Annotated in this window: 23 protein-coding genes, 1 tRNA gene and 1 pseudogene; 8 read left to right on the top strand and 17 right to left on the bottom strand. The window is 66.2% G+C overall.

The genetic code is table 11. The features are described from left to right. Positions 1-3 precede the first annotated feature (3 nt). Positions 4-777, bottom strand: a complete 774-nt coding sequence (locus tag ACW17Z_RS16420) for an IclR family transcriptional regulator (protein ID WP_419320633.1) — start codon at positions 775-777, stop codon at positions 4-6. Between the two features lie 183 nt (positions 778-960). On the opposite strand from ACW17Z_RS16420, the pseudogene ACW17Z_RS16425 reads away from it, so the two are divergent. Continuing rightward, positions 961-3863 (top strand): annotated as a pseudogene (locus tag ACW17Z_RS16425) (TonB-dependent receptor). A 171-nt stretch (positions 3864-4034) separates the two neighbouring features. Then, positions 4035-4811 (top strand): SDR family NAD(P)-dependent oxidoreductase, encoded by a 777-nt coding sequence (locus ACW17Z_RS16430; protein ID WP_419321422.1) that lies wholly within the window; start codon positions 4035-4037, stop codon positions 4809-4811. A gap of 106 nt (positions 4812-4917) precedes the next feature. Here ACW17Z_RS16430 and ACW17Z_RS16435 read toward each other — a convergent pair whose 3' ends face one another. The 6 genes from ACW17Z_RS16435 to ACW17Z_RS16460 form a co-directional block, all read right to left on the bottom strand. Continuing rightward, positions 4918-6066, bottom strand: a complete 1149-nt coding sequence (locus tag ACW17Z_RS16435) for an acyl-CoA dehydrogenase family protein (protein ID WP_492056791.1) — start codon at positions 6064-6066, stop codon at positions 4918-4920. 7 nt (positions 6067-6073) lie between these two features. Further along, positions 6074-7246: an acyl-CoA dehydrogenase family protein gene (locus tag ACW17Z_RS16440; RefSeq protein ID WP_492056792.1), complete on the bottom strand. Its 1173-nt coding sequence runs from the start codon at positions 7244-7246 to the stop codon at positions 6074-6076. A 13-nt stretch (positions 7247-7259) separates the two neighbouring features. Beyond that, complete coding sequence (locus ACW17Z_RS16445; RefSeq protein ID WP_492056793.1) at positions 7260-8141, bottom strand: SMP-30/gluconolactonase/LRE family protein; 882 nt, start codon at positions 8139-8141, stop codon at positions 7260-7262. Beyond that, a complete protein-coding gene (locus ACW17Z_RS16450; RefSeq protein ID WP_492056794.1) occupies positions 8138-8776 on the bottom strand; it encodes an SDR family NAD(P)-dependent oxidoreductase in 639 nt (212 codons plus the stop codon). The genes ACW17Z_RS16445 and ACW17Z_RS16450 overlap by 4 nt, the downstream gene beginning before the upstream one ends. Continuing rightward, positions 8776-9501 (bottom strand): SDR family NAD(P)-dependent oxidoreductase, encoded by a 726-nt coding sequence (locus tag ACW17Z_RS16455; protein WP_492056795.1) that lies wholly within the window; start codon positions 9499-9501, stop codon positions 8776-8778. The genes ACW17Z_RS16450 and ACW17Z_RS16455 overlap by 1 nt, the downstream gene beginning before the upstream one ends. Positions 9502-9593: 92 nt before the next feature. Next, positions 9594-10697, bottom strand: a complete 1104-nt coding sequence (locus tag ACW17Z_RS16460) for an NADH:flavin oxidoreductase (protein WP_492056796.1) — start codon at positions 10695-10697, stop codon at positions 9594-9596. Positions 10698-10919: 222 nt separating this feature from the next. Here ACW17Z_RS16460 and ACW17Z_RS16465 point away from each other — a divergent pair, with 222 nt between their 5' ends. After that, positions 10920-12518, top strand: a complete 1599-nt coding sequence (locus ACW17Z_RS16465; RefSeq protein ID WP_492056797.1) for an acyl-CoA synthetase — start codon at positions 10920-10922, stop codon at positions 12516-12518. A gap of 3 nt (positions 12519-12521) precedes the next feature. Here the strand turns inward: ACW17Z_RS16465 and ACW17Z_RS16470 are convergent, their stop codons facing one another. Further along, positions 12522-13379 carry an acyl-CoA thioesterase gene (locus tag ACW17Z_RS16470; protein ID WP_492056798.1) on the bottom strand — a complete coding sequence of 286 codons (858 nt, stop codon included), beginning with the start codon at positions 13377-13379 and terminating at the stop codon, positions 12522-12524. Positions 13380-13579: 200 nt separating this feature from the next. Between ACW17Z_RS16470 and ACW17Z_RS16475 the strand changes: the two genes are divergently transcribed. Both ACW17Z_RS16475 and ACW17Z_RS16480 read left to right on the top strand, forming a co-directional pair. Then, positions 13580-15253, top strand: a complete 1674-nt coding sequence (locus tag ACW17Z_RS16475) for a flavin-containing monooxygenase (protein ID WP_492056799.1) — start codon at positions 13580-13582, stop codon at positions 15251-15253. Positions 15254-15643: 390 nt separating this feature from the next. Beyond that, the gene (locus tag ACW17Z_RS16480) at positions 15644-16408 is read left to right on the top strand and encodes a DUF2189 domain-containing protein (RefSeq protein WP_492056800.1); all 765 of its coding nucleotides are present in this window, start codon (positions 15644-15646) and stop codon (positions 16406-16408) included. 153 nt (positions 16409-16561) lie between these two features. Here ACW17Z_RS16480 and ACW17Z_RS16485 read toward each other — a convergent pair whose 3' ends face one another. Continuing rightward, a complete protein-coding gene (locus tag ACW17Z_RS16485) occupies positions 16562-16747 on the bottom strand; it encodes a DUF6538 domain-containing protein (RefSeq protein ID WP_492056802.1) in 186 nt (61 codons plus the stop codon). Positions 16748-16897: 150 nt separating this feature from the next. Beyond that, a tRNA-Ser gene (locus ACW17Z_RS16490) sits at positions 16898-16987 on the bottom strand. A 152-nt stretch (positions 16988-17139) separates the two neighbouring features. On the opposite strand from ACW17Z_RS16490, the gene msrA reads away from it, so the two are divergent. Together msrA and ACW17Z_RS16500 are read left to right on the top strand one after the other, a co-directional pair. Then, positions 17140-17793: a peptide-methionine (S)-S-oxide reductase MsrA gene (msrA, locus tag ACW17Z_RS16495; protein ID WP_419320648.1), complete on the top strand. Its 654-nt coding sequence runs from the start codon at positions 17140-17142 to the stop codon at positions 17791-17793. Then, positions 17790-18140: an MmcQ/YjbR family DNA-binding protein gene (locus ACW17Z_RS16500; RefSeq protein WP_492056803.1), complete on the top strand. Its 351-nt coding sequence runs from the start codon at positions 17790-17792 to the stop codon at positions 18138-18140. Before msrA ends, ACW17Z_RS16500 begins: the two co-directional genes overlap by 4 nt. Here ACW17Z_RS16500 and ACW17Z_RS16505 read toward each other — a convergent pair. The 4 genes from ACW17Z_RS16505 to ACW17Z_RS16520 all read right to left on the bottom strand — a co-directional run bounded on the left by ACW17Z_RS16505 (position 18137) and on the right by ACW17Z_RS16520 (position 20953). Beyond that, positions 18137-18886 carry a DUF599 domain-containing protein gene (locus ACW17Z_RS16505; RefSeq protein ID WP_492056804.1) on the bottom strand — a complete coding sequence of 250 codons (750 nt, stop codon included), beginning with the start codon at positions 18884-18886 and terminating at the stop codon, positions 18137-18139. The two genes, ACW17Z_RS16500 and ACW17Z_RS16505, sit on opposite strands and share 4 nt — an antisense overlap. 39 nt (positions 18887-18925) lie before the next feature. Then, a complete protein-coding gene (locus tag ACW17Z_RS16510; protein WP_492056805.1) occupies positions 18926-20227 on the bottom strand; it encodes an MFS transporter in 1302 nt (433 codons plus the stop codon). An 86-nt stretch (positions 20228-20313) separates the two neighbouring features. Further along, complete coding sequence (locus ACW17Z_RS16515) at positions 20314-20469, bottom strand: DUF3309 family protein (RefSeq protein ID WP_492056806.1); 156 nt, start codon at positions 20467-20469, stop codon at positions 20314-20316. Between the two features lie 100 nt (positions 20470-20569). Then, the gene (locus ACW17Z_RS16520) at positions 20570-20953 is read right to left on the bottom strand and encodes a DUF983 domain-containing protein (protein WP_419320657.1); all 384 of its coding nucleotides are present in this window, start codon (positions 20951-20953) and stop codon (positions 20570-20572) included. A 257-nt stretch (positions 20954-21210) separates the two neighbouring features. On the opposite strand from ACW17Z_RS16520, the gene ACW17Z_RS16525 reads away from it, so the two are divergent. Next, positions 21211-21366, top strand: coding sequence for a hypothetical protein (locus ACW17Z_RS16525; RefSeq protein ID WP_419320659.1), 156 nt, complete (start codon positions 21211-21213; stop codon positions 21364-21366). Positions 21367-21371: 5 nt separating this feature from the next. Here the strand turns inward: ACW17Z_RS16525 and ACW17Z_RS16530 are convergent, their stop codons facing one another. The 3 genes from ACW17Z_RS16530 to ACW17Z_RS16540 form a co-directional block, all read right to left on the bottom strand. Continuing rightward, entirely contained in the window at positions 21372-21509 is a 138-nt protein-coding gene (locus ACW17Z_RS16530) for an entericidin A/B family lipoprotein (protein ID WP_492056807.1), read from the bottom strand. Between the two features lie 81 nt (positions 21510-21590). Continuing rightward, positions 21591-22196, bottom strand: coding sequence for a beta/gamma-crystallin (locus tag ACW17Z_RS16535; RefSeq protein ID WP_492056808.1), 606 nt, complete (start codon positions 22194-22196; stop codon positions 21591-21593). A 1073-nt stretch (positions 22197-23269) separates the two neighbouring features. Further along, a complete protein-coding gene (locus ACW17Z_RS16540) occupies positions 23270-23611 on the bottom strand; it encodes an endonuclease domain-containing protein (RefSeq protein WP_419317709.1) in 342 nt (113 codons plus the stop codon). Positions 23612-23700: the final 89 nt, after the last annotated feature.

Raw genomic sequence — 23700 nt, forward strand, 5'->3', positions numbered from 1 at the left:
GGCTCAGGTCTCGGGGGCTGAATATTGCCTGAGGCTTTCGGCGTATTCGGCCACGCCTGCGTTCATGATCGCCACGATCTCGCTCTTGTTTCGGGCGATGCGGCTGTTGAGGCCGCCCACGCCCAGGGTCAGCTGAACACCATGCGGCGCGGCGGGCAACGGCATGGCGATCGCCGCCGCATTGGGAAAGGGGAATGCGGCCAACAGGCTATACCCTTCGCGACGCACCCAGGCCAATTGCTCCTGTAGCTGGCCGATGTCGATCCGATCGCCCGTTCCGCCGAGATAGGCGTTGATATGCCGGCTCAGCTTGTCGACGGTTTTGCTGGGCATCCGACTCATCAGGACAAGGCCCGCTGCGGAGTGCGGAAGCACCCTCATGCTGCCCTCCGTCATCGCGATCTTGTGGGGATGACTGGGCTGCACGATCCGCAAATGCTGGATGAAGATGTCGTTTTGCGACGAGATCACCACCGTCTCGTTGGTCTGCTCGAAGATGCTCCCGACCAGCCGATCAAGATCCCCCGAGCCGAAGAGGTGATGGTTGACCCAGTCGCCCAGCGCCGCCACGCGCGGGGTAGGAAAATAGGTGCGAGAGGCGCGGTCGTAGTTCAGATAGCCCAGAACGACCATGCTCTTGAGCAGGGTGGTTGTGCTCGACTGCGGATAGCCCAGCTTCTCGAATATGTAGGTAAGCCGCAGAGGTGAACGCTGCTCTTGGAAAAGCTCGAGAATCTCCAAGGTGCGCGCGGCGGATTTGATCGGTTCTCGGCGCATTGAACGGTTCCAGGTCGCGATGGGCCAACTCTGACACTACTCGCCTTTAGATCGCCGCCTTCCCGCGCCGTCCAGCCTTCCAGCACATATGTGATGCTATTCGCCAGCAACCGACATGTCGGGTCTGAGCGCCATCTACCCGGGATCTGAACGCTGCGAGCTCTCGCCCGAAGCCTATGCTCAATGCTGCCGGGTCCGGAACTCAATTATCTCGTTTGCGATATTCGAAAGCCATGGGTCCCCAGACTGGTCGGATCGGGTCGGTCACGGCTCCCTAAGGCGACGCCTCTGCCGCGTCGCAACAATCACAGATGAGCCCGCGCCGCGCGGAAGCTTATTGGGGGAAACAAATGGTGATCTCGCAGACCTTGCGGCGCACGGCCTTGATGGCCGGCGCTTCCGCCCTGTCCTTCTTCCTGGCGCTGCCCGCAGCGGCCCAGACCGCGTCCCCGCCAGCGCAAGATGGCGTCACCATCGACGAGCTGGTTGTCACCGCCCAGAGGCGAGAGGAAAGGCTGCAGGACGTGCCGATCGCGGTTTCGGCCTTCTCCAACGACATGCTTCGTCGTCAGAAGATCGACGGCGGCCCGAACCTGCAGCTGGCGATTCCGAATGTCACCTTCGCCAAGAGCTTCTACAGCGGGTATAACTTCCAGATCCGCGGCATCGGCACCAAGCAGACGGCCGTGACGGGCGACAGCTCCACGGGCGTGCACTTCAATGGTGCGCCGCTGACGTCCAACCGCCTGTTCGAAGCTGAGTTCTTCGACGTCGAGCGCGTGGAAGTCCTGCGCGGTCCGCAAGGCACCCTCTACGGCCGCAACGCCACCGGCGGCGTGGTCAACGTTCTGAGCGCCAAGCCCACCGGCGAGTTCGAGGGCATGCTGCGGGCCGATTTCAGCAACTATGACGGCCGCAAGCTGAAAGGCATGATCAACGTCCCGCTGGCCGGCGACAAGCTGGACCTGCGTCTGGCCGGCGCGACCCTCAACCGAAGCGGCTTCGTCGACAACCTGGGCACCGGCGACAAGGTCGATGACCGCGATCTCTACTCCTTCCGGGCCAGCCTGCGCTGGCGCCCGACCTCGACCGTCGACGCCAACTTTGTCTGGCAGCACTTTAAGGAGCGGGACTCCCGTCTGCGCACGGGCAAGGGTCTGTGCACACGCGACAATGGCCCAAGCTCGGTGGGCAACACTGCGATCACCAACGCCACGGTTCGCGGGTTCCTGAGCGCGGGTTGCGCCGACGCGTCGGTCTACAACGCCGCCGCCTATGGCACGCCCAACTCGCTGGCCACCCTGTATGGCATCATCGGGTTCGCGCGCGGCCTGACCAGCGGCGACGTCTATGGCGGAACCCAGCCCCAAGGCCTGGACGTGATCGACTCGGCCATGAACCCCTCTTACAGGGCCGAAGAAGACGTGTTCACGCTGAACGTCGCGTGGGACATCAATGACAACCTGCAGTTCAATTCGCTGACGTCGTACTACGACGGCGAACTGGACGCGCGCCAGGAGATGAACCGCTTCCAGGCCTCGACGGTGTTTAATAATACCGCCCTGGCGCCCGGAGGCCTGGTGAACGATCCCCAGCTGGGGGCCTCCAACCGGATGTCGGTGTCGGACCGCATCACCACGCCCTCGCGCCAGTGGAGTCAGGAGCTGCGCCTGCAGTCCAGCTTCGACGGCCCCCTGAACTTCAGCCTCGGCGGCCTGGCCCTGCGCTATGACGTGGTCCAGTCGTTCTACATCATGTCGAACGCCTTCACCTATGCGGCGAGGGTGGCCAATGGCGGCGCGACCTGCGCCCCGGGCGGGACCTGCGTCTATATCGATCCGGACCGCGTGCCGACCGGCCAGGGTCATGGCAACTATCTGAGCTTCCAGCCCTATCACCTGGACTCGAACGCCCTGTTCGGCGAGGTCTACTATGAGGCCACGCCGGAGCTGAAATTCACGGCCGGCCTGCGCTATACCGATGACAAGAAGACGCTGGACAACTTCCCCGTCAAACTCCTGACGCCCGGCAGCGGACTGACCCCAGGAACGCCGCGGCAACTGACGGCTCAGTTCAAGAAGTTCACCGGCCGTGCGGGTTTCGACTGGAAGCCCGCCCTCAGCTTCACCGACGACTCCCTGATCTACGGGTTCTACTCGCGCGGCTATAAAGGAGGCGGCCCCAACAACATCGGCCAGGTCGCAACGCTCAAGCCGTTCTACGAGCCAGAATACGTCAATTCTTTTGAGCTGGGCAGCAAGAACACCCTGCTGGGCGGAGCACTGGTCCTGAACGGGTCGGCCTTCTTCTACGACTACAAGGGCTACCAGATCTCGAAGTTCGTGAACCGGATTTCCGTCACCGAGAATATCGACGCCGAGATCAAGGGCCTTGAGCTGGAAGCCGTCTGGCAGCCTGTGAAGCGCTTCCGCCTGAACGGAACCCTGGGTCTGCTCGACACCAAGATCAAGACCGGCGAGTCCATCGATCCGATGAACCGCACCGGCAACAATCCGAGCCTGACCCTGGTCAAGACCTCGGGCGCGGCGGGTTGCGTGGTGCCGACGGCCGCCTTGGGCAACCTGCTGGCGGTCATCCAGCAGGCGCCGGGCGCGGCGACGGTTACCGGGGTCTCGGGCAATCCGGCGGCGCTGCTGGGCGCTTGCGCGGGCAGCTTCGCAACCTCGTTCGGCGTTACGCCCACCGATGGCGTGGCGGCCAAGCTGAAGGGCAATCAACTGCCGGGCTCGCCGCATTGGACGGGCTCCATCGGCGCTCAGTACTCCTTCGACGTCCTGGACGGCTGGGAAGGCACTGTGCGTGGCGACTACTACCGCCAGGGCAAGTCCCACGCCCGGGTCTTCAACACGCCAGTGGATCAGATCAAGGGCTGGGCGAACGCCAACCTTTCGTTCCGCGTCGTCAATGACGAGCGCGGCCTGGAACTGGAAGCCTATGTGAAAAACCTCCTCAACAAGCGCTCGATCACCGATGTGTTCCTGATGGACGAAGCGCTCGGCCAGGTCGCCAACGCGGTCTTCACCGAGCCTCGCATCATTGGCGTGTCGCTCCAGAAGACCTTCTAATCCTCCCTAAAGGATCCTCGGACATCTGGCGGCGGTCGAAAGACCGCCGCCTTTTTTTCACGCGCATCACGTCGGTGATGTTTTCGGTTCGTGGGTCGCAAGCTCGGGTGGGTTGGGGAGAGCGGGCTAATCATGAAGCCCAAGACCGATCAGGCTCTTCGCCGGTCGAAAATGCTGCAGGAGGAAACGATGGGTGGTCGCCTACAAGGACGGGTCGCTGTGGTGACGGGCGCTTCGCGGGGCCTGGGGCGGGCGACTGCAGCCATGCTCGCCGCCGAGGGGGCATTTGTCGCCCTGCTGGATCTGAAGGCGCACTGGGCCCAGGCGGCGGCCGACGAGATCGTCGTCGCTGGCGGGCAGGCCCTGGGGCTGGGCTGCGACGTCTCCGACCGCGAGGCGCTGATCGCGACCCTGGGTTCGATCCATGAACAGCATGGCCGCTTCGACGTCCTGGTAAACAACGCCATGTGGAACGTCTACGAGCCCCTGGCCGACATCCGGCCGGAAAGCCTCGACCGCATGGTCGGCGTGGGCTTCTCGGGCGTGATCTGGGGCATGCAGGCCGCGGCCCCCCTGATGGCCGCTTCGGGCGGCGGCTCGATCATCAACATCGCGTCGGTCAGCGCGCTTCTGGGTATCCCGAACGGCATAGCCTACTGCGGCGTCAAGGCCGCCGTCGCGGGCATGACCCGCGCGGCCGCCGCCGAGCTCGGAACCATGAACATCCGCGTCAACGCCGTGGCGCCGTCGACGGTGGACACCGAGGGCGTGCGCCGGGTGGTCTCCGAAGAGCGCATCGCCATGCGGATCGGCCAGACCCCGCTGGGGCGGCTCGGCACGACCGAGGACATCGCCAAGGCGGTCCGCTACCTGGCTTGCGACGACAGCGACTTCGTCACGGGCCAGATGCTCACCGTCGATGGCGGTCTGGCCACCGCCCTGTCCTGAAAACAACGGCGTCGGATGAAATCATCCGACGCCGGCAAGGGCTCTCACAGTCACAGATCTGGCGCGCGCCGGGGGAGGCGGATCAAGCCCCCGGCGCGCTTTCGATTCAGGCGGCGATCACGCCTGGGTTCAGGCTGGCCGCCAGTTCGGTTCGATGGTGGTCGGCATTGCCGAACGCCATGTCGATCATGATCAGGCGCTTGAGGTAGTGGGCCACCGCCAGCTCCTCGGTAAAGCCGACGCCACCGTGAAGTTGCACCGCCTGACGTCCCACATAGAGGCTGGTCTGGCCGACGCGGGCCTTGGCCGCCGAGATCACCTTGCGGCGTTCGGCGGGGGCTCCGGACAGGGCGATGGTCGCCAGGTACATCATCGAGCGGGCTTCCTCGCAGGCGATCGCCATGTCGACCGCGCGATGCTGCAGCGCCTGAAATGCGCCGAGCGTCTGGCCGAACTGCTTGCGGGTTTTGAGGTACTCCAGGGTCATCTCGCGGACGGCGTCCATCGCCCCGACAGCTTCGGCCAGACGCGCGACCACGCCACGATCGACGGCGTCACGCAGCAGCGGGAAGCCCTTGCCCAAGCCGCCGATCAGGGTCTCGACGGGCGCCAGGACGCCATCGAGTTTCAGGCTGGCGTTGTGGCGGTTGTCCATGGCGCGGCTGCGCATGACCGTCAGGCCCGCCGCGTCGGCCGGGACCAGGAAGAGGCTCACGCCGTCCGCACTGTCGTCCGCGCCGGCCGTCCGGGCCGGAACGATGAACCAGTCGGCCGAGCCGCCGTCCAGGGCGTGGCTCTTTTCGCCGGTGAGCCGGAAGCCGCCTTCGACCGCTTCAGCGCGGGTGGCGATGCGGTTGAGGTCGAAGCGGCCGCCAGGCTCCGCGTCGGCCAGGCTGATAATGACCTTGCCCTCGATCAGTCCCGAGGAGAGGTCCGCACGGACGCTTTCGGTGGCGGCGGCGAGCAGGACCGGCGCGATGACGCCGGTCGAGACAAACGGCTCAAGCATCAGATAGCGGCCCATCGCCTCGGCCACGACCATGGTTTCCACCGGGCCCGCACCCAAGCGGCCGTCGTCCTCGGGGACGTTCAGGGCCAGCCATCCCAGATCGGCGATCTGCCGCCAGCTGGCCGCGTCGTAGGCCTCACCGCGATCGGCCCGGGCGCGCCAGGCGGTAAAGTCGCCGTGGTCGGCGCCGTAGCGCCAGGCGCTGTCTTTCAGGAGCTGCTGCTCTTCGTAGAGATCGAAGTTCATGGGGACCTCAGAGACCGAGCGCCCGACGGGCGATGATGTTGCGTTGGATTTCGTTCGAGCCGCCGTAGATGCTGGTGACCCGGGAATAGATCATCCCCTTGGCCGGCCAGGCCTCGGGCGCCTCGAACGGACCGAGTGGCGCAAAGGCCATGGCGTCGTAACCCTGCAGCTCGACCCAATACTCGGTGATCTGCTGCAGGAGTTCGGACCAGCGGATCTTGATCATCGAGGCCCGGGGCCCGGAATCCTGGCCAGAGGTCGCCTCGGCCATGGTCCGCATGACCATGCCTTCCAGGGCCATCACTTCCAGTTCGAACTGAGCCAGGCGGTCGGCGACGCGGGGATCGTCGAGCAGGCTGCGTCCGCCGACGACAGTCTCTGCTGCGACCTTGCGGGCGCCGCGCAGCTGTTGGGCCAGGCGCATGGTGGTTGCGGCGGTGACGCCGCGCTCGCGGTCCAGCAGGACCTTGCCGTAGCTCCAGCCCATGCCTTCCTCGCCCAGCAGGGCCGAGGGCGGAACACGCACATTGTCGAGGAAGACCTCGTTGGTGTGGTGGATCTCGTCCATCGTGACCACGGGACGGATCGTTACGCCCGGCGTGTCGATATCGATCAGGAACAGCGAAATGCCGGCCTGCTTGCGGGCGTCCGGGTCGGTGCGGGCCAGCAGGAACATCCGGTTGGCCACATGGGCGTAGCTGGTCCAGGCTTTCTGGCCGTTGATCACATACTCATTGCCGTCCCGTACGGCTCGGGTCGACAATGAAGCCAGGTCGGAGCCGGAATTTGGCTCGGAATAGCCCTGGCACCACCAGTCGTCGCCCGACACGATGGCCGGCAGGTACTTGGCCTTCTGTTCGGGGCTGCCGAACGTGAAGATGATCGGCCCGATCAGTTCCAGGCCCTGGTGGAATTGTACGGGGGCGTCGGCGCGCGAGGCCTCGGTCTCGAAGATGTAGAGCTGCGTCGGGTCCCAGCCCGTGCCGCCGTAAGCCTTCGGCCAGGACGGCGCGCCCCAGCCGCGCGCGTGCAGCAGCTTTTGCCACCGGGTGAACTCCTCGGGTTCCAGGCGCATGCCGGCGCGGACACGGCTCTTGAAGGACTCGGGGACGTTTTCGGTAAAGAAAGCGCGCACCTCGTCTCGGAAGGCGGACTGCTCCGGGGTCAGGTCAAGATTCATGGTTCACCGCGGGTCAGAGGAAACAACGGGTCTCGGCGATGCCGCGCACGCCAAGACCGTGGAACGCCATCAGGCGACCGGACGCGTCGACGTCGGTCTTCAGCCGGCCGCCGCTGTCGGAGATTGAGGTCACGTAGAGGATGTCGAGGTCTTCGCCGCCGAAGGCCGGGCACGAGCAGAAGGGCGCGGGGCTTTCGACGACCCGATCCAGGCGGCCGTCCGGCGAAATGCGGATCAGCTTCTGGGCCTGCACCAGAGCCAGCCAGATATAGCCCTCGGCATCGACCGTGGCGCCGTCCGGGGCGCTGCTGAAGTCTGTGGTGTCAAAGAAGTCGCGCTTCTGACCCAGTGCGCCGGTCTTGGCGTCATAGCTGAACGCCCAGAGCATGTGGCGCAGGCTGTCGGCGAAGTAGAGCGTGTCGCCGCTGGGGCTGAAGCAGGTGCTGTTGGCGATCTCGATCGGTTCGGTGGGCAGCACTTCCCAGGCGCCGCCGGCCGAGAAGCGATAGAGCTTGCCGATCCGTCCGGTCTCGTTGTGCATCGCCATCGTTCCGGTGACGAAGCGGCCCTGGCGATCGGCCTTGCCGTCGTTGAAGCGTTCGATCGGTGCCAGGGTGTCAGGCAGGGCGATCGGCGTGAAGACGCCGGTGTCCAGCTGGACGCGATAGACCCCGTCAGCGAGGCCGGCGATCAGTTCCCCTGGACGGCCCAGAACCACGCTGCCGATAGGCTTGGGCGCCGGGATCGACGACTGCTCGCCCGTGAACGGGTCATAGCGCCAGATGGCCGGCGCCATGCTGTCGACCCAGTAGAGCAGGCCTGCCTCGGCGTCCCACAGTGGCGACTCGCCCAGCAGACAGCGTTCCTTGCCAATGATCTCGACGGTGAAGGTCATAGGGTGGGTCCCTTGCTGGAGGCGGTCGCGGCGAAGTCCGCGCGGCGATCCTTGGCCTCGCGTATGCGAAGGCTGCGACCGCGATTGGCCAGAATGATCTCGCCATTGATGGCCTGGCTCTCGGGCGCGACCAGGTAGGCGGCCAGATTTGCGATCTCGCCCGGGGCCGTGCTCGCCCCGTCTTCGGCCAGATCCAATGCGATGCAGTTGGCGCGATGGCCCGCGCCAAATCCCTCGAGGGTCACGCACCTCATCAGCGCGACATGGGCCCCCGAGAAGGCGCGGGCGTCTGCAGCCCCCCAGGCGCCGAGATAGCCCCGGTCACCGATCAGGACGATCGCGCCGTTGGGGTCCAGGCGGCCGAGCAGGGCGCCCAGGCATTCGAAGACATCCAGAAAATCGGCCAGCTGCGCATCAAGTCGTTCGTCGTCGATGTCCAGAAACAGGCAGGGCGGCGGCCCCGGCGGGGTGACGATGACCGCGGCGGCCAGGCCATGCCCAAGGGCTGTCACCGCCGCTGCGTCCGGCCGGGCCAGCGCCACGACACCGCCGGGAGTGTCGCTGTCCAGGCGTGCGGCGATCGCGTCGGCGACAGGCCCGCGCCCAACGACCAGGATGGGAGAGTTCGAGGCCATCATAGCGGCGGCATCCCCAGGGATTTCCCGCCATCGGCCATCAGGATCTGACCATTGACGAAGCTGGCGTCGGGACCGGCCAGGACGCTGACGATCGCGGCGATCTCGGCCGGATCGGCGGGAGCCCCGGTCGGTTCCAGCCTTTTCAGCGCGCCCAGCATGTCCCCGAAGCCGTCGATCATCCGGGTGTCGACCATGCCGGGCGCGACCGCGTTCACGCGGACGCCGCGCCAGCGCAGCTCGATCGCCATTGCCCGCGTCAGCGACACGACGGCGGCCTTGGAGGCCACGTAGTGGGCGGCCCCGGCCCCGCCGAGATAGCCTCGCGAGGCGATGTTGATGATGCTGCCGCCGTTCGGCATGCGGCGGGCGGCTTCCTGGGCGACCTTGATCGTCGCCAGCAGGTTGATGCTCATCACGCGGTCGCAACTGGCGCGATCCACCTGACCGATCGGGTCAAGGGCGCCGCTGATCCCGGCGTTGTTGACCAGGACGCTTAGAGTCTCGACGCCGTCGAGCGCCTTGGTGACCGCGACGCGATCACGACAGTCGGCGACGGCGGTCCGGACAGTCAGCCCGGCCTCGCGCCAGTCATTTGCGGACTGCGAAAGCTGGGTCTCGTCCGCGTCCAGCGCCAGAATGTCAAAGCCGTCAGCGCCGAGGCGCTCGACGATGGCGCGCCCGATGCCCTGGGCGGCCCCGGTGACCATGGCCAGTTGCGGCATGAATGAAGTCCTCCTTGTGGCACCAAACGCCAGCCCTTTGACGCGGCGGGCATTTGATCGTTGGCGACGGCGCTAATCACATGGGTGATGGATCAGACGAGGGTCTCGAGCGCCGCGCGCGTGAAGCCGACCAGTCCGTTTGTCTCGCCGTCGCGGACCTTTTCCACCCATCGCGGGTCGGCCAGCAGGGCGCGGCCCACCCCGACCAGATCGAAGTCGCCGCGCTCCAGCATCAGGTCGAGCCTGTCGAGGGAGGACGCGCCGATGACATCGACGCCGTCCCGCAAGCTGGCGACGACGTCGCCGTCGAGGCCGACCGAGCCCACGGTCATGGTCGGCTTGCCGGTCAGCGTCTTCGTCCAGCCGGCCAGATTGAGCGGCGAGCCCTCGAACTCCGGCTCCCAGAAGCGGCGCTGGGAGCAGTCGAAGACGTCGACCCCCGCGTCGGCCAGGGGCTGGAGGAAGGCCGCCAGCTCGTCGGGCGACTGGCAAAGGCGGGCCTTGTAGTCGACCTGCTTGAACTGGGAGTAGCGAAAGAAGATCGGGAAGTCCGGTCCCACCGCAGTCCGGCAGGCCTTGATGACGTCAATGGCGAAGCGCAGCCGATCGGTCATGCCGCCGCCATAGTGACCGCCGCGCTGGTTGGTCGCCGCCCACAGGAACTGGTCGATCAGATAGCCGTGGGCGCCGTGAATCTCGACGCCGCTGGCCCCGATCGACACCGCGTCGCGCGCGGCCTGGGCATAGGCCTCGATCGCGGCGCCGATCTCGGCCTCCGTCGCCGGCGCACCGAACCGGGTTCCAGGCTCGTAGATTCCCGAAGGCGAGAGCGAGGGGGTGTCGGGATTTGGCGGACCCACCGTCAACGACCGATGGCCGCCCATGTGCCAGAGCTGGGGGATGAACGCCGCGCCCGCAGCCTTCACCGACGCGGCGATCGTCTTCCATTCTTCAAGCGCCGCGCCATGGAAGTTGGGGATGTCCGGATGGTCGACGGCCGCCGGATGGTCGATGGCGACGCCTTCCGTGATGATCACGCCGACGCCGGCCTCGGCGCGGCGGCGGTAGTAGTCGCCGACAGCCTGGGTCGGGACGCCGGCGGGCGAGAAGCGACGGGTCATTGGTGACATGACCACGCGGTTTCGAAGCGCGAGGCCCGCAACGGTCGTCGGCGCGAAGAGCGTGGAAGCGGACACGGCGATCCTCCGGATGCGAATGGGGCGTCCCGAAGCATCGCGTTTCGGGCGGGCAGCCAAGTTTTCGCAACGACTAGTCGTGGGCGATCGGTGGGCGCATCAAAGTTCGCGCCGGGATCACGCGCATCACCCACGTGATTTATTGGCCGGACGTGGTGGCCGGCGCGGCGGCGATCCCCCCGCCCCATAGACCTTCGAGGAAAGAGACCTCGGGAGGCTGCCGTGCACTGGAACTATGGAGACATCTTCGACGCGGTGGCGCGCGCCGTCCCGCCCGATCGTCCTGCCCTCATCTGGCGCGATGTGGTCGTCACATGGGGCGAGTTCGATCGCCGCACCAACAACCTGGCCAAAGCCATGGTCGATCTCGGCCTCGAGCCGGATGCGCGGATCGGCATCCTGTGCCGCAACCATCCCGCCTATCTCGAGTTCCTCGTAGCCGGCGTGAAGGCCCGCCTGCTGACCGTCAATCTCAACTATCGCTACACGGCCGACGAGATCGCCTACGTGCTGACTGACTGCAACGCGGAGGCGTTGTTCTACCAGTCGGACTTCGACGCGATGCTGGAGCCGCTGCAGGCCCGCCTGCCGGACGTTCGCGCCTGGGTGCGCATTGAGAACGAGCGGTCACCCGAGGCCGCCCCCAAAGGCGCGCTGTCCTACGAGACCCTGGCGCGGACCGGCGATGGCCAGCCGCTGGACATCACCCGTTCGGGCGACGACGGCTATCTGCTCTACACGGGCGGCACGACCGGCAAGCCGAAGGGCGTCCATTGGTCGACCGACCAATCGCGTCGCGTTCAGCTGGAGTCGCCGCTGATCGCGCGCGCGCCGCAGTCGATGGACGAGCATGTCGAGGTTGTGCGCGCCACCGACAGCCGCATCATTCCGGCGTGTCCTCTAATGCACGGATCGGGCAGCAACTCGGCCATGGGCGACCTGCTGAACGGCGGGACGGCGATCATCCTGTCCGGTGAGCGGTTCGACGCCGCCCAGCTCTGGCGCGAGGTCGAGACGCATCGCGCCACGCGGGTCTCGATCGTCGGTGATGTCTTCGCAAAGCCCATGCTCAAGGCGCTGGACGACGCGCCGGGCGTCTATGACCTGTCCAGCATGAGGGCGATCAGTTCGGCGGGGCTGACCTGGTCAAAGGAGGTCAAGGCGGGCCTGTTGCGGCACATGCCCAACATTGCGCTCGTCGACATCCTGGGCGCGTCGGAAGCCTCGGGCCTCGGCTATTCCGTCGCCAAGGCCGGCAAGATCCCCGAGACCGGCGTCTTCGACGCCGCGCCCCTGACGGTGCTCATCGATCCCGACACGGGGGCGGTGATGCCGAAGGACCGCCCGTCCGAGGGTTTCATCGCCCGCAGCGGGTCGATGGCCAATGGCTATTTCGGCGATCCCGAGAAGACCGCCGCCACCTACCGGACGATCGAAGGCGTGCGCTACGCCGTGCCCGGAGACTTCGCGCGCTGGATGCCGCCCAACCAGTTCACCCTGATCGGACGGGGTAACCTGTCGATCAACACCGGCGGCGAGAAGGTCTTCCCCGAGGAGGTTGAGGAGGCCCTGAAGCTTCAGCCCGGCGTGGCCGACGTCCTGGTCGTCGGGCAACCCGACGAGAAGTGGGGCAAGATCGTCGTGGCGATCCTCAAGCCCGACGGCCTGTTCGACGAGGCCCGGGTGAGGGCGGGTTTGACCCAGACGCTGTCGGCCTACAAGCACCCGAAGCGCTTCATTCTGGTGGATACGGTGCCTCGGCAGGAGAGCGGCAAGGCCGACTACCGAACCGCTATCGCTATGGCGGACGAGACCGCCTAGCCGTCAGCGCGGGCGCGGCGGCCAGGCGTTCATCGACTGGCCGCCGATCGCCATGAGCTCGCCGGTCCGGGCGAACAGGCGGATGTCGCCATGGGCGAATCCCGAGCGGATGCCCTGGATCCGGGCGTCGCAGAGGATCCAGTCGGTCTCGACGCGACGCACCACCCGCAGTGTGTTGTCCAGGCTGACGCCGCCCAGGCCGCCGCCGAGCGCCTTGCTCAGCGCATAGGGCGTGAAGTCCGCGAACAGGGCCAGCACGCTAATATCCATCGGAAGGTCCTTGCGCGCCCGCATCCAGAAGACCGCTCGCCCGCTGTCGGCCAGCCGCCCGGTCGGCTCGGCTTCCGCGAACGCGCCGGGTGCGATGCGCATCTCCAGGGTCTCCAGCAGTGTGCCGGGCTCCTGGCCATGAGGCCAAAGCTTCGCCGTCTCGCAGGCCTCGGGCGGGGGAACCTCCGGAGCGTGATCCCAGGCATGGTCCAACGGCTCGTCGCGCACGCCCAGCGCCGCCGAGGCCAGGAAGATTTCCCGATCGTCCACGCGCCCAACGACGCGCGCCTGCGAGATCGTCCGTCCGGGCCCGGGGACCTCGACGCCCAGTTCCAGGACTTCGCCGGGGCGGAGGGGGCCGAGGAACTGGATCGTCGACCAGATGACCGGGCGCTGGAGATGGTCTTCCAGCACCGCCACGGCCGAGCCGAAAAGCACGCCGCCGAAGACGAAGACATTGCCGGGCGGACCGACGCACAGGCGTTTGTCGGCCTTCAGGGTCTGGCGGGGAGAGCCTATCTCCGCCTCGAAGCGCATCAGGCGCGAGGGCGGTTCGCTGAGGGCCGTCGCCGCAGTGGTCTCGTCGTTCATGTGTCTCCCCTCGCGGGGCCCCTGGGCCGTGGTCACAGATCGGCGCGCCAAGCCATGCGTCAGGTCCGGGATTCTGATCAAGGCGCGGCGGGCATGGCTCCTCAACAGACACATCCGTGATGTTCGCGCGCCAAGGACCCCGCCACTGGCACGGCCTGGGTCCGGGCCGCAACAAGAGGACGTCCATCAGGGAGATCGCCATGACCGCGTTGCCGCAGCCGACCCCAAGCCAACAGCCGACCCGAATCGACGCTCTCGTGATCGGCGCCGGCTTTGGCGGCATGTACGCCGTTCACAAGCTGAGCAGCATGGGCCTGAGCGTCAGGGGCGTCGAGGCCGGCGGCGACGTCGGCGGCGTCTGGTACTGGAACCGCTATCCCGGCGCTCGCTGCGACCTGATGAGCCTGGACTACTGCTACTCGTTCTCTTCGGAAATCGAGCAGGAATGGACCTGGAGCGAACAGTTCGCCGCCCAGACCGAGATCCTGGCCTACGCCAACTTCGTCGCCGATCGCCTGGACCTGCGCCGCCATTTCCTGTTCGAGACCTGGGTCACGGGCGCGGCCTATGACGAGGACGCCAATGTCTGGCGCGTCACCACCGACGATGGCCGCATCTTCGAAGCGACATACTGCGTGATGGCGTCCGGCCCGCTGTCGATCCCCAAGGGTGTGCCCTTCGACGGCGCCGAGGACTTCAAGGGCGAAATCCTGCTCGCCGCCAAGTGGCCGCATACGCCGGTCGGCTTCGAAGGCAAGCGGGTCGGCCTGGTCGGCACGGGTTCGACAGGCATTCAGATCGTGCCGGAGGTCGCCAGGACCGCCGGAACGCTGACGGTTTTCCAGCGCACCCCCAGCTTCACCCTGCCGATGCGCAACGTGGCTCTGGAACCGGAGTACGTCGCCGAACTCAAGCGCAACTACGCGGGTATCCGGCAGGTCGCCCGCAACAGCCCGCTCGGCGGCGTTCGTCCGCAATCAACCCGGCCGTTCTTCAGCGTCACCTCCGAGCAGCGCCGCGCGCTGATGGAGGATTCCTGGGCGCGGGGCGGCCTGTCCTTCCTGGGCACGTTCTCGGACCTTCTGGTCAATGCCGAGGCCAACGAACAGGTCGCCGACTTCGTCCGTGGAAAAATCAGCGAGGTCGTCGCCGATCCTGTGACCGCCGAGAAGCTGAAGCCGCGCGGCTACCCGATCTTCGCGCGCCGTCCGTGTCTCGATACTCAATACTACGAGACCTTCAACCTCCCGCACGTGACCCTGCACGACTGTCTGGAAAGCCCGATCATCAAGATCACCCCGGCCGGTCTGCTCACGGCCACGGGCGAGGTGGAGCTGGACACGCTGATCTTCGCCACCGGCTATGACGGTCTGACGGGCGCGCTTCTGAACTTCGACGTGGTGGGCCGGGGCGGGGTCCAGTTGCGCGACAAGTGGCGCGACGGCGCCTCGTCGCATCTGGGCCTGATGATCTCGTCGTTCCCGAACCTGTTCCTGGTCTGCGGGCCCAACGGTCCGGCGGCGCTCGCCAACATCATCACTCTGGACCAGCAGAACATCGACTGGATCGCCGACGCGATCACCCACATGCGCCAGCAGGGCCTGGCCAGCATCGAGCCGACCGAAGGGGCCCAGCAGGCGTGGATGGAGACCGTCTACGGTCTGGCCGGGCTGACGCTCGTTTCCAAGGCCAACACCTGGTACGTGGGCGGCAACATCAGCGGCAAGCCGCGCGGGCTGAGCATGTATACCGGCGGCTTCCAGCGCTACACGGAAGCCTGCCGGCTGGCCGCCGAGAACGGCTACACCGACTTCGTGTTCAAGAAGGAGGCCGCGCAGCAGGCGGCCAGGAGTCCTGAGGCGGTGAGGGGGTAGCGCCGCCGCGAACTCGGGGTTCCGGGGGCAATGATCAAGCGCTGAGTTTAGCCGAGTCGCGGAAGCTCAAGGTGACGCGGACATAGAGTCAGACCGCGTGGCGGATCACCTCGGGCGGAAACCGATGACGCTTGAAGGACAGGGCGCCCATCGCGCGCTCCTGCCCGCCGCACCACGCCGCGTCGCGCCCAGGCGCCGCGACGTGACCCGGTTAAGCTGACAACACCCCAGCGGCGGGCCGGGCGCATGGGTCTGGCCGGCGAAGGCGGGCTTCTGGTCCGGCGGGCGGAATTGAGGCGGCCCGAAAGTCATTCCGATGCTTGCCAGCGTTGCGGATCGGCGACATCCTTCCGGCTCAGAAACTATCCTCAAAGGCGACCGGAACCCATCATGGACGCACCTCGGAGGCTGCCGGCCATCAAGACGATAGGCCTTTCGGCGCCTTTCGGCTGGCTGGCCGAAGGCTGGGGGGACCTGGTGAAAGCGCCAGCGCCGCTATTGGTTTACGGTCTCGGCGTCGCGGCCGCGAGTTTCGCGCTGTGTTACGGCGTCTATGCCACCAATGGCGCATTCTGGGTCCTCGCCCTGACCGCCGGGTTCGTCATCGTCGCCCCGATCCTGGCCATGGGTCCCTATGAAGCCGGCCGACGGATCGAACGGGGAGAGCGACCCGGCCTGATGCAGATCCTTTTCGTCCGATCGGCCTTTCGCCAGGACGTCGCCTATCTCAGCCTGCTTCTGGTGCTGATCTATTTCTTCTGGGGTCGGATCGCCCAGATCGTCTACGGCCTGTCGACCTATCAGAGCCACCCCAGCGTGGACGCCCTGGTGGCCTTTGCTCTGGGCTCCAGTGACGGGCGGGTGATGCTGCTGACCGGAACCTTGACCGGCGGGGCCCTGGCCTTCGTGACCTACGCCCTGATGGTCGTATCCGCGCCGATGCTGCTAAACCCCCGGGCCAGCGTTTTCGAGGCGGTGGCGACCAGCGTGCGCGCCGTCAACGCCAACTTCTTCCCGCTGCTGCTCTGGGCGGGGATCATCGCCGCTCTCCTTATGCTCTCCGCCGCGACGGGATTTCTCGCCCTGGTCTTCGTCTTTCCTTGGCTGGGCCTCGCCAGTTGGCGCGCCTACCGCAGCCTTGTGGATGACAACTGACGGCCCATTGGTGCTGTCAGCTCTACGCCGTCCATACTGGACGTCGGGGCTGACACGGTTCGGTGCGGTGGGCAGGAGCGCGCCATGCGTGTCTGGAGCGAAGCCGTGGCCGCACAAAGATTATCTCTCGCGATTGGATCCCGGCCAACCAGGTTAACCTGAAAACGCCGGCTCGCCTTGGAGCAGCGCCGATAGGTGCGCGCGTGCCTTGTCGAACTCATCGTCGAGCGCCCGCCACATGCGTGGATGCAGCTTTTTAGCTTCCTCGGAGAAGCGGGCGCCAAGGGCTTGAACAATCTCTCTTCGGCCGAAGTGGGCCGGCAGATCGAGAGGTATCACTCGACGAGTTCAGTACCGGCCATTTCGCCGTATGAGCCCTGTGAGCATGTCCGCCTGCGCTGTTCCAAGCGTAACAGACACAGAGCGCTTCGGCATTGTAAGGGATTGATTTTCCGGCTTTCCCTTGCAGATCAAGGGCCGGAGGGCGCGTGGCGGTGAGAGAGGGATTCGAACCCTCGTTAGGCTTTCACCTAAACACGCTTTCCAAGCGTGCGCCATCAACCACTCGGCCACCTCACCATGCGCACGGAATCGGGAGCGGTTGAGGCCCCCCTTCGCAGGAAGGCGCGCAATATACTCACGGGGCTTTCCGGGGCAAGCGCTCATGAGGGATGAAATGTGCGGCGGGAGCACATATATCGGCTGAGACCCTTTCCCGCCGAGGCCACGCCATGCTGTTCGCCAAGAAGTCCCTGGATCTGCCGACCGTCGACAGCGCCCTGCCGGGCCGCGAGGCGGCGATCCCGACCGCGCAGACCCATTTCATCAACGGCCATGCGCTGAAGGGGCCCTATCCCGACGGCATGGAGACCGCCGTGTTCGCCATGGGCTGTTTCTGGGGCGTGGAGCGGATCTTCTGGAAGGTCCCTGGCGTCCATGTCACCGCCGCCGGTTACGCGGCAGGCGTGACGCCCAACCCGACCTATCAGGAGGTCTGCAGCGGCGGCACCGGTCATACCGAGGTGGTGCTGGTGGTGTTTGATCCCAAGGCGGTCAGCTACGAGACCCTGCTCAAGACCTTCTGGGAAAACCACGATCCCACCCAGGGCATGCGCCAGGGCAATGACATCGGCACCCAGTATCGCTCGGGCATCTATGTCACCAGCGACAGTCAGGCCGCTGCGGCCGCCGCGTCGAAGGAAACCTATGGCCAGGCCCTGGCCGGCAAGGGTCTTGGGGCGATCACCACCGAGATCGCCGCCGCCGGGCCGTTCTATTTCGCCGAGGACTATCACCAGCAGTACCTGGCCAAGAACCCGGGCGGCTATTGCGGCATCGGCGGCACCGGCGTGACCTGCCCGATCGGTGTGGGCGTCGAGGCTTGAGCCCTGAGGATTTCGACCACGCCTGTCGAGCCCTGCCGGCCGTGACCATGGACCGGCCCTGGGGCTCCGATCAGGTCTACAAGGTCGGCGGCAAGATGTTTGCGGTGATCGGCGACGCGGTCGCGCAGGGCGGCGTGTCGTTCAAGGTCTCCGACGTTGCCTTCGAGGTTCTGATCGAGACCGGTCGGGCGATCCCCGCCCCGTATCTGGCCCGCGCCAAATGGGTGAAGTTCCACGACCTTGGCGCGCTGGATGACGCGGAGGTCGCCGATTGGCTGAAATCCGCCCATGGTCTGGTCGCGGCCAGGCTGACGAAAAAGGTCCGGGCCGAACTGGGCCTAGCCTAGATCGTATCGACCGGCGGGTCTTTCTCGGCGTGCTTCAGATGTGGACCGTGCACCACCGGCTGACGTTCCAGGATCTGTCTGACCTTGCGCACCGCCGATGAGGCCCGGCTGCGGCGCTGACGCCAGAGCAACAGGGCCAGGGCGCCCAGGGTGGCGGCGATGAAGGCGTAGGGTCCCAGCAACCAGGCGGCGCCGGCCAGGGCGAAATAGTAGCCGCGCACCCCGGCGTTGAAGGCCGACAGGGCCGGGTTCAGGATGCCTCCCGTGGCCTCGGCATATTCCGCCAGGGTGGAGGGCGAGGCCCACATCGGCGTGGCCCCGATAGCGGCCAGGCAGTAGTTCATCTGACGAATGGCCCAGATGAAGTCGAGCAGGCCGCGCGCCAGGGCAAACAGCACCAGACCCAGCTTGAGCTCGAACAGGGTCTGGGTGGCCGGGGCCAGAACGGCCAGGCCTTCAATGCCCTTCAGCGCCGTGTCGCCGCCAAACAGCACCCCCGCCGCAGCCGCGATCAGGATCAGGTTGGACGAGGCGAAAAAGCTGGCCGAGTTGATGGCGTGGCCCAGCAGCTGGCCATCCAGCAGGGCGATCTCGCGCACCGCCATCTCCTGCATCCAGCGCCGCCGGATGACCGTCATGTCGGTATTGATCAGGTTGCCGCCTTCGCCCAGCCGCTTGAGCAGCGGCTCATAGAACAGCCAGGCGAACATGAAGAGGGCGAGGGCGGCGATGTCGATGATCGGCATGACGGGAGTCTATGGCTGGAGCGGATTCGACGAAAGAACTCAGTCCTCAAGAATTCGGCTGTGCTTGCCGCTGTCGCGGAGGGCCAGGGCGATCAGCGCGCCCATGGCCATCATGCCGGCCAGATAGATGTAAAAGCCGCTCTCCATGCCGATGCTCTTGAACCACAGGGCGACGAACTCGGCCGTGCCGCCGAACACCGCATTGCCGAGGGCGTAGGGCAGGGCCACGCCCAGGGCGCGGACATGGGTTGGGAACAGCTCAGCCTTCACCACGGCGCTGATCGACGTATAGGCCGACTGCACCACCAGGGCGGCGAAGATCAGCAGGAAGGCCACCACCGGGTCGGTCGCGCCGGCCACCAGGGTGAAGATCGGCCAGGCGATCACCGCGCCGACCGAGAAGGCAAAGACCAGCATGCGCCGTCGGCCCAGCCTGTCGGACATCCAGCCAAACAACGGCTGGATCAGCATGAAGCCCACCAGGGTGGCCAGGTTCACGGCCCCGGCCACCTCCTTGGAGAAGCCCGTCGTATTGGTCAGGAACTTCAGCATGTAGGTCGTGTAGGCATAGAAGGCGAGCGAGCCGGCGGCGGTCAGGCCGATGATCGCAAGGGCCTCGCGGGGATGCTCGGTGAACATCGCCAGGGTGTTGGCCTTGGGCGCGCCGGCAGCCTTGGCGTTGGTGTAGGACTGCGACTCCTCCAGCCCGCTGCGGATCCAGAACACGACCACCGCCAGGGCGGCGCCGATGAAGAACGGGATGCGCCAGCCCCAGGCCGAAAGTTCCGCAGGCTCCAGCGTGTTTTGCAGGATCACCAGCACCAGGGCCGCAACCAGCTGGCCCATGATCAGGGTCACATACTGGAAGCTGGACCAGAAGCCGCGGCGCTTCTTGCCGGCCATCTCGCTCATATAGGTGGCGCTGGCGCCGTATTCGCCGCCGACCGACAGGCCCTGCAGCACGCGGGCGGCCAGCAGTATGGCCGGAGCGGCGGCGCCGATCTGGTCGAAGCCGGGGGTGATGGCGATGATCAGCGAGCCCAGGCTCATCAGGCCCACGGCCAGGGTCAGGGCGGCGCGGCGGCCGGCGCGATCGGCATACAGGCCCATCAGCCAGGCCCCGACCGGACGGGCCAGAAAGCCCACGGCGAACACGGCGGCGGTCTTCATGAACTGGGCGGTCTGGTCGCCGTCCGGGAAAAACACCTTGGCGAAATAGATCGAGAAGGCGGCGTAGGCGAACCAGTCGTACCACTCGACCAGATTGCCCGCCGAGCCGCCCAGGATAGCGCGAGCCCGGGTCATGGGACTCATCGGTGTCCCGGCGGCTTGCGTCGTCATGCCCAGATTCCCCCTAGTGTCGCGGGGACCTTAGGCGAAGGCAAAGCCGGACGCCAACCGCTGTTCGGCGGCGTCCGGCGATGGCTCTAGAGGCGTCCCAGCAGGACCAGGATGATCAGGATCACCAGGACCAGGCCCAGGCCGCCGCTGGGGAAATAGCCCCACGACTTGCTGTGGCCCCAGGTCGGCAGGGCGCCGATCAGGGCCAGGATCAGGATGATGATGAGGATCGTGCCGAGCATGTCCGTTCTCCCGACACCGCGACCGTCGGCTTCAGCGCCGGGTCACCGTGTCGGAGGGAGAATGTATGGCGCCGCTTGTCGGTTCCGGTGAAGGTCGCGCTCAGTCGCCCGGCGCGTCCTGGGCCTTGCGCAGCTTGATGGCCCACAGCGCGCCGATCACCGCGCCCTTGACCCGCGGCAACAGCACCAGGGTCAGGGCGGCCAGCGGCAGCACCGTCAGCGGCAGGACCAGCCCCACCGGGGCCTTCCAGATGAACGGAAACAGCAGCAGCGGGGCCACGAACAGGTGGCCGATGATCAGGATGGTGAAATAGGCCGGGCCGTCATCGGCGGGATAGTCGGCCAGGTCGTGGCCACAGACCTCGCACTCGGGATCAACCTTCAGATAGCGCATATACAGACGCCCGTCGCCGCAGTTGGGGCAGCGATGCAGGAGGCCTCGCTTGAGGCCGGTCAGGAAGCTTGGGGCGGGTGTGCTCGACATGTCCGCAATATGCGCCCCCAGCGCGTGAGTTTAAAGAGTGACCTAGCGACGCATCGCTTAGTTAATTGGGGCTGAATATCGACACTATCAAGTATCGATATGGTCCAGTTCATAACACGATCTGAACAAAATTGACGAGATCGGTATTTTGACTGTTCAGACCCTTGGTCAGTGGTCGGAGGTTTGCGAGCGTCCGGCGGCAACCCAAGCGATGGCTGCACGTTTCCACGGCGTGCTTGAAACGGAGTCAAACCGACATGCCGCAAGATGTCCCTCCCGCGCCGCCGCAGAACGATCACCCGCCCGCCGCCTCCCGCGCCGAACAGGCGGCGCGCAGGGCGACCGATCAGGAGATCGCGCCGCACGAAAAACAGGCCATCGCCATCGAGACGTCCCGTCAGGAAGACGCCTGACGCGGCTACTTCTTGACGTCGCGCGCGGTGTCGGTGACCGCGCGGCCGGCGGCCGAGACGTCCTTGCCCACGCCTTCGATGGTGTTGCAGGCCGAAACCAGCAGGGCGGCCGCCGCGGCGGCCAGGACGACGATCTTGCGCATGGTGAAGCTCCGTAAAATGGCGCGGGACCTTAGCCATGGCGCGCGCCGCCCATCAAGAGCGGCGCGGCCGACTGCGGGCCTTTAGCGCACCCGCCGGATCGAGCTGACGCGGTCGTTCAGGTTGCGATCAAACAGGCCTTCATCGCGCGTCAGGATCCAGCAGCGGCCCTGATAGTTGGTATGCTCGCAGAGCTCCCATTCGCCGCGCATCACCTTGATCGACGAGGCGACGTCGTTGAACTTGATGGCCGTCAGGTCGGGCATGTCGCCGCGCACCTCATAGGCGGCGCCCTCATAGCCGGCGTGTTCGAACAGCACCGCGTCGGCGCGATAGGGGGAGCCGCCACCGCCCGGGCGTCCGCCGCCGCCGCCGGGGAAGCCGCCGCCACCACCGCCACCACCGCCGCCCACCAGGCTCTGGCAGATCAGCCGGCCGTCGCCGGCATTGGCCAGGCCCTGGCTGTTGCAGTCGCGCAGATGGGCGCCGGTCCAGGTCCAGCGGCCGTCCTTCGTCTGGCAGCGCGCATAGACGTTGCCACTGAAGGTCGTGATCTCGCGGCAGCTCTGCACATAGGAACCGCGCGGCGGTTCCTGGTAAGGGCCGTTCCAGCTGGGCGCCTGGGCCTGGGCGGCCGCGCCGATGCAGGAGGCGACGCCAAAGGCGATCAGGCTGATGGTCTTGTGCATTGCGGTTTCCCCACGCTTTGAACTTTAGGCCGCCAGGCTAGGCCGTGCGGCTGAACCGTAGCTGAACGCCAGACGGGCGTTGCTGGCAAGGCCTCGGCGGACACGCCCTGGCGCCCTCGCGCGGAAACCGCCGAGTTGATGGAAAGGGTCGCGGAGCGTCCGGACCACGTCCGGATGAGAAATAGAGAATACCGTTTCGACGAAGCCGAGCGCTCCGCGTGGTCGTTATCCGTCAGCGTCCCAGCGGGTGGCCCAGTTGGGGCCTTACCGGAACTCGCCTGTCGGGTTTCCCCGGCAGAACGAAGGTCGGGGGGCGTGGGGCCAATTCTGACCAACACTCGCCTTGATCCCCATCCACGCCGACGGCGGGCGGGTCCTGCAACGCCAGGATCCCCGGACGCGCTTCAGTATCCCCCTGAAGCCCAGTCCCGCTCGATCACCCCCCGCCGCCGCAATGGTCGCTGGCCTTGCGCCCTTTCCTCGCGACGAGGTGGGATGATTATGCGGCCGGTTTCAGCGCGTCTGATGGGTGCGATCAGGTTTTTTACAAGCGGTTGAATTCGCTCAGGTTTGATCTGGGGGGTGCGGGGATAAAGTACGGCCAATCCCCATAATCGACCGTCATTCCCGCCCTTGTGGCGGGAACCCCTCTGTCCGCCGCAGGTGCGGTAGGGGCGAAGTGCGCGCGCACTTCGCTGGCGCTTCACGGGTCAGCTGAAACAGGGGTTCCCGCCACAAGGGCGGGAATGACGGTGATTTATTGGAAAGCACCGCCCCCCTTCGCGCCGAAGGGAGCCACCCTTAAATCTCACGGCGAGACGATCGCCGGTCTGTCCAGGTTGCTCAAGGCCGGCCCTGCGGGCCGCCGCGACGCGGCCGCCGAAGGCGGGCCTTGACCAACCTGGACAGACCGGCACGCTGCAGCCTCCAGGAGATTTAAGGATGAGCGGGACGCGGGGCGTCCGCTTGCTGGCAATGAGCCGGGGACCGCTTTCGACCCAAGCCGGGCTCAATCAACCCTCTCTCTTTGAGAGAGGGCGGGGCCCGCCGCGCAGCGGTGGGAGGGTGAGAGGTTACACCCTGTCCGAACGAAGCACCGCCAGGATGTCATCTGATACGCCGCCAGGGTCGGTCAGCACCCGCGCGTTGGGAAACCTCATCACAACATAGCCGTAGAGTTCCAGCGCCTGGGTGCGCTGTTCATCATAGTCCTCGCGGCCTTCATGGGCCTCGCCGTCTAGCTCCACGATCAGCTTGCCCGCCTCGCAGACGAAGTCGGCGAAGTAGCGGTCTATAGCGACCTGCCGCAGGAACCTGAACCCGCCCAGTCGGCGATTGCGAACGAGGGTCCATAGCGTCTTCTCGGCCAGGGTCTGGTTGCGGCGGAGGCGACGGGCAATGGCGGTCTTGTCCATGTCGAGAGCATGATCTGAAGCGTCAGGGCGCTCAACGACAGGAATCGAGATTTTCCGGCCAACGGCGAAACCTCTCACCCTCCCACCGC

Source organism: Caulobacter sp. GSs2, from assembly GCF_058680895.1.